Here is an 11,891-nt window from a genome sequence, read left to right on the forward strand (position 1 = left end):
CTTAACTGTACGCCGGGATTGTGGGAACGCCTCCGCCCTGGTGTCCGCTTCCCCTTAACTCTTTCTTAGCCACGTTGCCGCAGCTCGTGGCCCGCCCGTACGGTCAGCCCGGCCCGCAACCGACCCCGTGGAGGCGACAGGCGTGTACCGCTGGACCGACCCGACCGACCCGGACGACGCTCACCGGCGTCCCGAGCCGCCGACCGACCACCCCCCGGCGTGGCTCACCGACCGGCCGGAGCCGCGGTCGTCGTACCTCTTCGGGGACGAGCCGGCCGAGCCCGGCAACGCCTGGCGGGAGCACCCCACCCAGCGGTGGCAGGCCGACCAGACCGGTGAACTCCCCTTCCCGGTCGCGCCGTTCGAGCGGCCGGACCCCCTCCCCGCCGACCGCACGGGCGAGCTGCCGCGGGTCGCCCCGTTCGAGCCGGCCGGCCACCACCCGGGTGGCCACCCCTGGCTCGACGGGACGGCCCCGGCCGACCTGACCGCGTTCCGGGCCGCCCCGGACACGGACCCCGACGGCCCCGCCGCGGGACGACACCGGCAGGCCCGGCGTTTCCCCCGCCCGCTCCTGATCGGTGGGGCCGCCGCCGCGGCGACCCTGGTGGTGAGCCTGGGAGTGGGTGCCCTGCTGCTGCCGGGCGGCGACCAGCGGACCGACCCGACGGCCGTCGACGACACCGTGGCCGCCGCCCCCGCCGTGCCGGGCACCGACGCCGCCCCCGGTGACGCGCTCGCCCCGGCCTCCCCCACGGTCAAGCCGAGCACCGCCCGGCCCAGCCCGTCGGCCAGCCGGACCGCCACGCCGAAACGCACCACCGCCCCGTCCCGACAGCTCGACCGCGCCGCCGCGCCGAGCCGCACCACCGCCACCTCGACCGGCCGGATCACCGCCGAGCTCCAGCAGGTGGTGGACCTGGTCAACCAGGAACGGGCCAAGGCCGGCTGCAAGGCGCTCAGCATCGACGACAAGCTGATGAAGGCCGCCCAGGCGCACAGCCAGGACCAGGCCGACCACAAGACCATGTCGCACGACGGCAGCGACGGCAGCGACGTCGGCGACCGGCTCGACCGGGTCGGCTACGCCTGGCGGGCGTACGGCGAGAACGTCGCCTGGAACCAGCAGACGCCGGCCGCCGTCATGGACGCCTGGATGAACAGCCCGGGGCACCGGGCCAACATCCTGAACTGCTCCTTCACCGAGATCGGCGTCGGTGTGGCGCGGAGCAACGGGCCGTACTGGACGCAGGACTTCGGCACCCCGCGCTGACCGCGAGTCGTGACCGGGTCCGTGCTCGTTTGACCGGGTGAGGTACGCCGGGGCCAACGTCGGCGTGCCGAGGTACGCCGGGGGCAACCCGGCGTACCGGCAGGGGCGGCGGGGTGCCGCCCGCGACCCGGGAGCTGCCGATGCGGATCCGGTCGGCCTGGCCGGCGACGTGGGTCCGGCCAGCGCGCGCCCTGCGGCGCGGACTGCGCCGCACCCTGTCGGCGCTCGTCCCGCTGCTGCTGCTCGCCCCGCTGCCCGGCTGTCGCGCCGAACTGGTGCCGCCCGGTGCACCCACCCCCTGGCCGACCGAGTCGGCCCGGCGGTGGCAGTGGCAGTGGCAGCTCAGTGGTCCGCTCGACGTCACCGTCGAGGCGGACGTCTTCCTGCTCGACCCGGTGCGCACCACCTCGACCGAGACGCAGGCGCTGCGCGCCCGGGACCGCCGGCTGATCTGCCAGGTCCAGGTCGGCACGTACGCCGGCGCGGACCCGGACGCCAGCCGCTTCCCGGCGGCCGTCCGCGGCGCCGCCGTGGCCGGCCGGCCGGGCAGCCGGTGGCTGGACGTACGGCAGTGGGACGCGCTGGAGCCGGTGCTCGCCGACCGGTTCCGGCTGTGCCGGGGCAAGGGCTTCGGGGCGGTGGCGCTCGCCGACGCCGACGGCTACCTGCACCGGCCCGGTTTCCCGCTCGCCTTCGACGACCAGTTGCTGTTCAACCGACGGCTGGCCACGCTCGCCAGGTCCCTCGACCTCTCCCCCGGCCTGGTCAACGACATGCCGCAGGTCGCCGCGCTGGCGCCCGACTTCGACTTCGCGGTCAACGAGGAGTGCGTCCGGCTCGGGGAGTGCGCCAAGCTGCTGCCGTTCGCCGACGCCCACAAGCCGGTCTTCCACGTCGAGTACGCCGGCAGCCCGACCCGGTTCTGCGTGACCACCGTCGGGTACGGGTTCGCCTCCATCCGCAAGGACCGCGCCCTCGACGCCTGGCGGGAGACCTGCCCGCTGCCCTGACCCGGCCGGGCGGTGGCGGCACCGGTGACGGTTGGTGGTCAGCCGGCGGCGGCCCCGGCCGCCTCGGGCGGGACCGGGACGTGACGAGGGGGCCCCGGTGACCGGGGCCCCTCCGCGCGTCACCCTCAGCGGGCGCCGACCAGCTCCGGCGCCGGGGTGGGCGGGTCGGCCGGCGGGGTCGCCGCCCGGGCCCGCAGGAAACGCGGCGCCCACCAGTTCGCGTCGCCGAGCAGGGTCATCAGAGCCGGCAGCACCACCGCCCGGATGATCGTGGCGTCCAGCAGGATCGCCGCGGCCAGGCCGATGCCGAGCTGCTTCATGTCGATCGTGCTGAGCGAGGCGAAGATCGCGAAGACACCGACCATCACGACCGCGGCGCTGGTCACCACACCCGCCGACGAGCTGATCCCGTACGCCACCGCGTCGCGGTTCGACATGCCGCCGCGGACGCCCTCGCGGATCCGGCTGACCACGAAGACGTGGTAGTCCATCGAGAGGCCGAAGAGCACCACGAAGAGGAAGAGCGGCAGCCAGGAGACGATCGCCCCCATCGAGGTGAAGCCGAGCAGCCCCTCCGCCCAGTCACCCTGGAACACCAGGACCAGCAGCCCGTACGCGGCCCCGGCGGAGAGCAGGTTGAGGACGATGGAGGTGAGCGCCACCACCACCGACCGGAACGTCCAGGCCATCACCAGGAAGGTCAACGCCAGCACGAAGGCCATCACCAGGGGCAGCTTGCCCTGGATGTGCGCGGCGTAGTCCTCGCTGTCGGCGACCCCGCCGCCGATCGCGTACTCGATGCCGGGGATGCCGCGCAGCGCGGTCGGCGCCAGGTCGTCGCGGAGCTCGTGCAGCGACCGGGCCGCCTCGTCGGTGCGGCTGGCGTACGGTGTGGCCACCTCCAGCACCGACACCCGCCGGTCCGCCGACACCTTGATCTTCGGGCCGTCCCCCTCGGCCGGCGCGAAGAGCGGGTCGGCGGCGGCCCGCCCGGCCAGATCGGTCAGCGCCGCCCGGACCTGGTCGGCCTGCCCGGCCGGCGCCCGCACCGCCACCGTGTGGCTGGTGCCGTTGCTCGGGAAGGCGGTGGTGAGCCGGTCGTACGCCTGCATGGCCGGCGTGGTCCGGGGCAGGTCCTCCATGCCGGGGAACTTCAGCTTCATGCCCAGCGCCGGCGCGGCCAGGGCGAGCAGCAGCCCCACCGAGACGACCAGGGTGGCCACCGGCGCCCGCAGCGCCGGGCGCAGCACCGCCGACCAGAGGCGGGGCGTCGACCGCTCCCCGTGCCGCCCGGTACGCGGCGCGGTGAGCCGCCACAGCAGCGGCACCCGCGGCCGGTCCACCCAGCGGCCGAGCTTGGCCAGCAGCGCCGGGAGCACGGTCAGCGAGCCGGTCACCGCGACCGCGACCACCAGGATCGAGCCGACGGCGAGCGAGGAGAAGACCGCGTCGTTGGCGAGCAGCAGCCCGGCCATCGAGATGATCACGGCGAAGCCGGAGACCACCACGGCGTGCCCGGAGGTCTCCGCCGCGATCTCCACCGCGTCCAGGCCGGAGCGGCCCCTGGCGCGTTCCTCCCGTTCCCGCCGGACGTAGAACAGCGAGTAGTCGACGCCGACGGCCATGCCGATCAGCAGGATCACGCTGGAGGTGGTGTCGGTCGCCGGCACCAGGTGCGAGGCGAGGGTGGAGAGCCCCATCGCCGCGGCCACCGAGGAGAGCGCCAGCAGCACCGGCACGCCGGCGGCGATCAGCGCGCCGAACGCGATGATCAGGATGGCCAGGGTGACCGGCAGGCTGAGCAGTTCGGCCCGCTTGAAGTCCTTGCCCAGGGTGTCGTCCAGCGCCTTGTTGATCGACGGTCCGCCGACCTGCTCGATCCGCAGCTGCGGGTGCGCCTGCTGGACCTTCGCGGTCTCGTCGCGCAGCGGCTGCACCCGGTCCGAGGCGGTCTTCGGGTCGCCGGACATGGTGATCGGCACCAGCAGCGCGCCGCCGTCGTGGGACGGCACCGGCGCACCCACCGAGGCGACGCCGGTGACCTGGCGCAGCTGTGCCGCCGCGTCGTCGGCCGCGGCCTTCGCCGCCGTCTGGTCGAGCGCCCCGGCGCGGGGCGTGATCAGCACGTTCTCCACCGCGGGCTCGTCGAAGTTCCCGCCGTCGACGATCAGCTGGGCCCGTCCCGCCTCGCCGATCGCCATGTCCTTGTCGGTGGCCTCGGTCAGCCCGGCGGCGTTGCCGCCGACGAAGCACACCGCCACGAAGACCACCCACAGCGCGATGGCCCGCCACGGATGCTCCGCACTCCACCTCGCCAACCGCACCGTCACCGGTCGCCTGCCCATCTCCGGGTCCCCCTCCACGCGTCGGTCCTGTACCGACCGTGCTGACGCTAGGCAGCGGAGAGGACCCGGACATCGGGGAACGGCCCCGGCTCGTCCCCCATCCGGCAAGCACCGGCCGGCCGGGCCGGGGCGGGTCAACCAACCGGACAGAAGGGGCTTTTCAGGGCGGGACCCGGGGACGCGCCGGGACCGGCCCGACGAAGCACACCGGCGCAACCCCGAGCCGGCTCCGGGTCAACCCCGGAGAGCACCCCGGGGGCGGGGCTGGCAACGCGGGCAGCTGTACGACGACCGGTTCATGAACGCCTCCCGCCGGATCGGCGTCCCGCACCGCGGGCAGGGCTCGCCCTCCCGGCCGTACGCGTTCAGCGACCGGTCGAAGTAGCCGCTCTCGCCGTTCACGTTCACGTACAGCTCGTCGAAGCTGGTGCCACCCTGCTTGATCGCCTCACCGAGCACGTCCCGGACGTGGCCGAGCAGCCGCAGCGCGGCCGGCCCGGTCAGCGCGTCGGTCGGGCGGGCGCCGTGCAGCTTCGCCCGCCACAACGCCTCGTCGGCGTAGATGTTGCCGACCCCGGAGATCAGGGTCTGGTCGAGCAGCGCCCGCTTCACCTCGGTCCGCCGCCGCCGCAGCGCCGCCACGAAACCGGCGTCGGAGAACTCCGGGTCCATCGGGTCCCGGGCGATGTGTGCGATCTCGGCGGGCAGCTCGGCACCGCCCTCGGACACGGACAGCCCGCCGAACGTGCGCTGGTCGACGAAGCGCAGCTCCGGGCCGTCGTCGGCGAACCGGAACCGCACCCGCAGGTGCAGCTCGTCGGCCGCGCCGACCGGCTGGAGGAGCAACTGGCCGGACATGCCGAGGTGGCCGATCAGCGCGTCGCCACTGTCCAGCGGCAGCCACAGGTACTTGCCCCGGCGCCGGACGTCGGTCACCGTCCGGCCGGCCAGCACGTCGGCGAAGTGCCCGCCGCCGGGCATGTGCCGGCGCACCGCGCGCGGGTGGCGCACCTCCACCGAGGTGATCCGGCGGCCGGTCACCCACTGGGCCAACCCCTGCCGGACCGTCTCCACCTCGGGCAGCTCAGGCACGGCCGGCGCCCGCCTCGGCGGCCTCGCTCCCGGCATCGCCCGGCGCACCGTCCCCGGCCGCCGCCGCGTCCGCCTCGGCCTGCTCGGTCAGCATCCGCCAGGCCGATTCGGCGGCCCGCTGCTCGGCCTCCTTCTTGCTCCGGCCCTCCGCGCCGCCGTACCGGTTGCCGGCCACCACCACCCAGGCGGTGAAGGTCTTCAGGTGGTCCGGGCCGGTGCCCTCGATCCGGTACTCCGGCACGCCCAGCCCCAGCGCGGCCGTCAGCTCCTGGAGGCTGGTCTTCCAGTCCAGGGCCGCGCCCCGGCCGGCCGACTCGGCCATCAGCGGGTCGAACAGCCGGTGGATCACCAGCGCCGCCGTGTCCAGGCCGTACTGGAGGTAGATCGCGCCGAGCAGCGCCTCCAGGGTGTCCGCCAGGATGCTCGCCTTGTCCCGGCCGCCGGTGCTCTCCTCGCCCTTGCCCAGCAGCAGGTACCCGCCGAGCCCGTCCGGGCCCAGGCCCCGGGCCACGTCGGCGAGGGCGCGCATGTTCACCACGCTGGCCCGCAACTTGGCGAGCTGCCCCTCCGGCAGGTCCGGGTGGTTCTGAAAGAGCGCCGTGGTGATCACCACGCCGAGCACCGAGTCGCCCAGGAACTCCAGCCGCTCGTTGGTGGGCAGGCCGCCGTTCTCGTACGCGTACGAGCGGTGGGTCAGCGCGCGCTCCAGCAGCTCCGGGTCGAGCGACACCCCGAAGGCCGCCTCCAGGTGACCGATGGGAGCCCGCCGCCGTCTGTCGTTGGTCATTGCACTACCTCGTTGCCGTGTGCGGAATCCTGCGGAATGCCGTCGAGCAGGCCGCAGATCAGTTCGGTGGCGTTACGCCGCCACAGGTGGGCGGCCAGGGCGATGCCGGAGGCGACCTCGTCGGGCCGGGCCGCGCCGTGGCACACGACCACCGTGCCGGCCACGCCGAGCAGCGCGGCCGCCCGGGGGGCGCCGCCGCTGGCGGGAGGACCGCCGGCCATCGCGTACGCGCCCTCGATCGCCTTGAGCAGCACGTTACCGGTGAACCCGTCGGTGACCACCACGTCGGCGCGCACACCGAGGGCGACGTCGTACCCCTCGACCAGGCCGACGTAGCGGGCGCCGCAGGGCAGCGGCACCGTGGCCAGCGCGGGGTCGGCGGCCCGGCGCAGCCGGTCGCCCTTGCCCGCCTCGGTGCCGACCGAGAGCAGGCCGACCCGGGGCTCGGCGACGCCGTGCGCGACAGCGGCGTAGGCCGCGCCGAGGACGGCGTGCCGGGCGAGGGTGGCCGGGCGGGGCTCCAGGGAGCCGCCGACGTCCAGCAGGACCACCGGGCCGGCTACCGCGGGCAGGGTGGCCACCAGGGCCGGCCGGCGGACGTCGGACCAGCGCCCGAAGCCGAGCGCGGCGGCGGTGACGGTGGCGCCGGTCGAACCGGCGGAGACGAGCGCGTCCGCGAGCCCCTCGCGTACCGCGTGGACGGCGGCGCGGACGGTGCCGTGCTCGCGGGCGGCGGTGGGATGGTCGGCCATGCCGACCGCGGTCCGGACCGGCCGGACCGTGATCCGGGCGCGCTGCGCCGGATCGAGGGCGTCGAGCAGCCCGTCGGCGACCTCGGTCGGACCGACGAGCAGCAGATGCAGGTCAGGGTCGGCACGCACGGCCCGCAGAGCGCCGTCAACCACGACGGCGGGAGCGTCGTCCCCGCCGAGGAGGTCAACGGCGATCCGCGCGGTGCCCGGCTCCGCCGGAACGCCGGCCGCTGCACGGCCGGCGGTGGCGGGAGCCGGGGCACCGGGGAATTGCCAGGGTGCGCGCGCCGCCCGACCCGTGGTCGGGGGCGTCACTCGGCGTCCAGGTCAGACCTCGAGAACCTGGCGGCCGTTGTAGGTGCCGCAGACGGAGCAGGCGGCGTGCGGCAGCTTCGGCGACTTGCACTGCGGGCAGGCCACGGTCGCGACCACGGCCGCCTTCCAGTTCGCCCGGCGGGACCGGGTGTTGCTGCGCGACATCTTGCGCTTCGGGACGGCCACGGTTCTTACTCCTCTGTACTGGTCAGTTGCGACAGGCCCGCCCAACGCGGGTCGATCTGCTGGTGGCTGTGGTCGGCCGGCAGATCGTCCCAGTGCACCCCACACTCGGGGCACAACCCTGGGCAGTCCTCCCGGCAGAGCGGGTTCGTCGGCAGTGTGAGCACCACCGCGTCCCGCAGCGCCGGCTCCAGGTCGATCAGATCGTCCTGCATCCGGCCCACCTCGTCCTCGTCGGTCGTGGTGTCCGTGGTGCTGTTCTCGTACGCGTACAGCTCCTGGACGTTCACGACCATCGAGTCGTCGATCTCGCGCAGGCAGCGGCCGCACTCGCCCTTGACGGGACCACTGATGGTCCCGGAGACGAGCACGCCCTCGGACACCGACTCCAACCTCAGGTCGAGGTCGAGATCCGCACCCTCCGGCACGCCGATCAACTCCACGCCGAGGTCCGCCGGTGCCGGCACGACCCGCTTGACCGTACGCAACGCACCAGGCCGACGCGGCAGGTCCCTCGTGTCGAGGACCAGCGGCGACCTGGGGTTGAGTGATGAAGGCGAGTGTTTGGGCATAGTTAGACTCCGGCCGGTGAGAGGCCGACAAAAAAGGTTACCTGGGCGAGCACCCGACCGTCGAACCGGGGGCGACGTCCGACCTGCCTGTCGGCTGGTGAGGTGCCGCTCAGAAGGGTAGCGGGCGATCCGCCTCGTCCCCAGCGAAGGTGCCGATCTCCCGCAGCGCGTGCATCTTGTCCCGGCCGCGCTCTATCGAGGCCAGCGCCCGGGTCAGGAACTGCTCGAAGTTGGCCAGCGCGGTGTCGACGTAGTCGTCCACCTCCTCGCGGAGGCGCTGGGCCTCGGCGCGGGCCTCCGCGATGATCCGGGCGCCCTCGTGCTCGGCGGAGACCGTGATCTCGTTCACCGAGACCAGGCGGGCGTGTTCCGCCTCACCCTCGCTGATGATCCGGTCGGCCTCCCGCTTGCCGGCCTCCATGATCTTGTCGCGCTCCTCCAGCAGCGCGGCGGCCCGGCGCAGGTCCGCGGGGAGCTCGGCGCGCAGCTCGTCCAGGACGCCGATCATCTCGCCCCGGTCGACCATGCAGTTGTTGCGCGACATCGGGACGGAGCGGGCCTGCTCCACCATGGCGATCAGTTCGTCGATGCGATCGAGCGGGTCCACCGGTACCTCACTCCTGTCGTTCTTCGGCCGACCTACATGATGCGGGCTACGGCCGGGTTCCCGCTCCACCAATGATGTCGTGCGCGGGCGACAGGTGGCCCATCCGCCCCGGCCCGGCGCGTCGCGCCGGACCGGGTCAGCCCGGCTGCCGCGGCGTCAGCCGGGCGCGCAGCTGCTCGCGGACCACGTCCGGCACGTGCGACGAGATGTCCCCACCCCACTTGGCCACGTCCTTGACCAGGCTGGAGGAAAGGAACGAGTAGAGCGGGTTGGTCGGCATGAAGAGCGTCTCGACGCCGGCCAGGCCGATGTTCATCTGGGCCATCTGCAGTTCGTAGTCGAAGTCGCTGACCGCCCGCAGGCCCTTGATCAGCACACTCGCCTGCTGGGCCCGGCAGAAGTCCACCAGCAGCCCGCGGAACGACTCGACCCGCACATTGTCGTACGAGGCCGTCACCTCACGGAGCATGTCGATCCGCTCCTCGACGGTGAACAGACCGCTCTTCGACTGGTTCACCAGCACGCCGACGATCACCTCGTCGAAGAGCCGGCTGGCCCGGCCGATGATGTCGAGGTGTCCGTTGGTGACCGGATCGAACGAGCCGGGACAGACCGCACGTCTCATGATCGGCGACCGTACCAAAGGGTGGTCTCGCCGTAACGGCGGCTGCGCTCGGGCGTGACGCCCTCCACCCAGGTGACCGGTCCGGTGCGGCTGGACCGCTCCACCACCACCAGGGCGTCCGCGGCCAGCCAGCCGCCGTCGACCAGCGCGGCCAGCATCGCGGTGATCTCCTCGTCCGGTACGGCGTAGGGCGGGTCGGCGAAGACCACGTCGTACGGGTCACCGTCGGGGCCGGCCGCGAGCACGGTGGCCACCTTGCCGGTGACCAGGCGGGCGGCCGGGGCGGCCCGCAGCGCGGCGACGTTGTCCCGGACCACCCGGGCGGCCCGGGGGTCGGACTCGACCAGCAGCACGTGCTCGGCGCCGCGGGACAGCGCCTCCAGCCCGACCGCGCCGGAGCCCGCGTAGAGGTCGGCGAAGCGGGCCCCGACCAGGTCCACCTCGGCCTGCACCGCGCTGAACAGGGCCTCCCGGACCCGGTCGGAGGTGGGGCGGGTACCGGCGCCGGGCGGGGCGGCGATGCGTCGGCCGCCGAGCGCCCCGGCCACGATCCGGGTCACCGTCTGCTCCTGCACATGCTGCTGACGCTACGCGACGGGCTGTCGGGGCGAACCACCGAACGATGACGGACGACCGCGAGCGGGTGTCGTGACCTTCCCGACACGGAGCGTCCATCAATGATCTCAAATGAGCAACATCATCGTTAACTCGCTCCGAGGTCGTCCCGGATTCACGACTCATCGATAAAGTCCCCCGGCGTGCCCGCGCTCGGCTAGGGCCCGCAACACCGGGAGGGGCACCGCAACCAATCCCGCCGGACGGCAGGTGGCGATCGCTCCGCTTCCCGGACCACCCCGACACAGCCCGTCAGGAGAAGGCGTGAACCGTCTCAAATCCCCGTACCGCCATGTCATGGCGGTGACCGCAAGCGCGCTGATCGGCCTCGCCGGCGCCCTGACCCTGGCCAGCCCGGCCAGCGCGCACCACAGCGAGGTCAAGGTCACCGCGGAGTGCGACACCGCCGCCGGCGAGTGGGTCACGACCTGGACCGTCAACAGCTTCGCCCCCTACGGCGTGAACAGGTACCAGTTCACCAAGGTCGAGGCCACCCACGTCCTGGGCGGGAAGGCCACCCCGTTCACCATCCCCGGCATCGGGGTGAGCCAGGGCGACGTCTTCCCGCACCAGGTGTCGGCGCCCGTGGTCGGCACCGCCCGCCTCTCCGGCGACGCCACCGAGGCCTCGCTGACCCTCCGGGCGCGCTGGGACAACACGTGGGAGGAGCAGAGCGACAGCGGCGCGTCCATCAAGTTCAGCGAGCGCTGCGGCAAGGTGGTGACCCCGGCGCCGGCCGAGGCCAACCCGACGGCCACCGTGGCCGCCGCCTGCGACGGCGACGTCGCGGTCAAACTGGCGAACGACTCCAAGGCCACCAGGGACGCCTCGTTCACCGTCAGCGGCACCGACGGCTTCACGAAGACCGCCAGCGTCAAGCCCGGCAAGGACACCACGATCACGGTCCCGGCCCGCAACGCCGCCCGGATCAAGGTCACCGAGTCGGGTCAGGAGAAGCCCCTCTTCGACGACAAGCCCGCCGAGGCCAAGGACTGCGTCGAGCCGGGTGAGCCGACCGGCAGCATCCAGATGACCTGCGACGCGCTGATCTTCCAGGTCGAGAACCCGAAGGACGGCAGGACCGTCACCGTCACGCTCACCCCGAACAAGGGCGACGCGCAGACGCTGGTCGTGAAGCCGGGTGAGACCGGGACCGCGACGTTCAAGGCCGTCGAAGGTCTGACCGTCACCCCCGAGGCCGAAGGCCTGGACGACGCCTCGCCGATTGCCTGGAAGAAGCCGGCGGAGTGCACCAACCCCAGCCCCGGCACGCCGCCCGCGGGCGGCGGCGCCGGTGGGCCGACCCTGCCGAAGACCGGTGCGCCAGCCGGCCTGATCGCCGGTGGCGCGGCCGCTCTGCTGGCAGCCGGCGCCGTACTCTTCGTCGTGGCGCGACGTCGCCGGGTCCGCTTCACCGCCTGATCCACCGCAACTGACGAGGGCGCGTCGACCGACCGGTCGGCGCGCCCTCGTGCTGTCCCCGGCAGGGCCATCCGCTCGCCCCGCGAACGCCCCGCCGGCCACACTGTCGGCCGCCGTGCCGCCATGCTGTCGACCGCCTTGCCGGCTGTGGCGCGGCACGGCCGGCAGCGGTGCCCGCCGGACCACCGCGCCACCGCGATCCACCGAGCCGACCGGTCAGCCCGCCGACCACGGCCGCGCTTCCCGGGCAAGGGGTACGGTCGCGCCCGCTATGGAGCTGATGTCGTAAACGA

12 protein-coding genes are annotated in these 11,891 nt (G+C 73.5%); 3 read left to right on the forward strand and 9 right to left on the reverse strand.

The window, feature by feature from the left end:
- Window positions 1–142: 142 nt before the first annotated feature.
- The gene (locus tag OG799_RS21210; RefSeq protein ID WP_406036892.1) at window positions 143–1,273 is read left to right on the forward strand and encodes a CAP domain-containing protein; all 1,131 of its coding nucleotides are present in this window, start codon (window positions 143–145) and stop codon (window positions 1,271–1,273) included.
- A gap of 140 nt (window positions 1,274–1,413) precedes the next feature.
- The gene (locus OG799_RS21215; protein ID WP_406036893.1) at window positions 1,414–2,283 is read left to right on the forward strand and encodes an endo alpha-1,4 polygalactosaminidase; all 870 of its coding nucleotides are present in this window, start codon (window positions 1,414–1,416) and stop codon (window positions 2,281–2,283) included.
- Window positions 2,284–2,408: 125 nt separating this feature from the next.
- Here the strand turns inward: OG799_RS21215 and OG799_RS21220 are convergent, their stop codons facing one another.
- From OG799_RS21220 to rsmD, 9 genes are all read right to left on the reverse strand, one after another.
- Window positions 2,409–4,628: an MMPL family transporter gene (locus OG799_RS21220; protein WP_406046361.1), complete on the reverse strand. Its 2,220-nt coding sequence runs from the start codon at window positions 4,626–4,628 to the stop codon at window positions 2,409–2,411.
- 234 nt (window positions 4,629–4,862) lie between these two features.
- The gene (gene mutM / locus OG799_RS21225) at window positions 4,863–5,720 is read right to left on the reverse strand and encodes a bifunctional DNA-formamidopyrimidine glycosylase/DNA-(apurinic or apyrimidinic site) lyase (RefSeq protein ID WP_406036894.1); all 858 of its coding nucleotides are present in this window, start codon (window positions 5,718–5,720) and stop codon (window positions 4,863–4,865) included.
- Window positions 5,713–6,507 (reverse strand): ribonuclease III, encoded by a 795-nt coding sequence (rnc, locus tag OG799_RS21230; protein WP_406036895.1) that lies wholly within the window; start codon window positions 6,505–6,507, stop codon window positions 5,713–5,715. The genes mutM and rnc overlap by 8 nt, the downstream gene beginning before the upstream one ends.
- The gene (locus OG799_RS21235; RefSeq protein WP_406046362.1) at window positions 6,504–7,454 is read right to left on the reverse strand and encodes a phosphate acyltransferase PlsX; all 951 of its coding nucleotides are present in this window, start codon (window positions 7,452–7,454) and stop codon (window positions 6,504–6,506) included. Before OG799_RS21235 ends, rnc begins: the two co-directional genes overlap by 4 nt.
- A 132-nt stretch (window positions 7,455–7,586) precedes the next feature.
- Complete coding sequence (rpmF, locus tag OG799_RS21240; RefSeq protein ID WP_088646032.1) at window positions 7,587–7,760, reverse strand: 50S ribosomal protein L32; 174 nt, start codon at window positions 7,758–7,760, stop codon at window positions 7,587–7,589.
- A 5-nt stretch (window positions 7,761–7,765) separates the two neighbouring features.
- Window positions 7,766–8,329, reverse strand: coding sequence for a YceD family protein (locus OG799_RS21245; RefSeq protein ID WP_406036896.1), 564 nt, complete (start codon window positions 8,327–8,329; stop codon window positions 7,766–7,768).
- Between the two features lie 109 nt (window positions 8,330–8,438).
- A complete protein-coding gene (locus tag OG799_RS21250) occupies window positions 8,439–8,936 on the reverse strand; it encodes a hypothetical protein (RefSeq protein ID WP_406036897.1) in 498 nt (165 codons plus the stop codon).
- A gap of 136 nt (window positions 8,937–9,072) precedes the next feature.
- Complete coding sequence (coaD, locus tag OG799_RS21255; protein WP_406036898.1) at window positions 9,073–9,561, reverse strand: pantetheine-phosphate adenylyltransferase; 489 nt, start codon at window positions 9,559–9,561, stop codon at window positions 9,073–9,075.
- Window positions 9,558–10,121 (reverse strand): 16S rRNA (guanine(966)-N(2))-methyltransferase RsmD, encoded by a 564-nt coding sequence (gene rsmD, locus OG799_RS21260; protein WP_406036899.1) that lies wholly within the window; start codon window positions 10,119–10,121, stop codon window positions 9,558–9,560. Before rsmD ends, coaD begins: the two co-directional genes overlap by 4 nt.
- A gap of 319 nt (window positions 10,122–10,440) precedes the next feature.
- Between rsmD and OG799_RS21265 the strand changes: the two genes are divergently transcribed.
- A complete protein-coding gene (locus tag OG799_RS21265) occupies window positions 10,441–11,598 on the forward strand; it encodes an LPXTG cell wall anchor domain-containing protein (RefSeq protein ID WP_406036900.1) in 1,158 nt (385 codons plus the stop codon).
- Window positions 11,599–11,891 lie beyond the last annotated feature (293 nt).

Origin of the sequence: Micromonospora sp. NBC_00898 (assembly GCF_045207895.1) — a bacterium.
In the GTDB taxonomy this organism is placed as follows: Bacteria; Actinomycetota; Actinomycetes; order Mycobacteriales; family Micromonosporaceae; genus Micromonospora.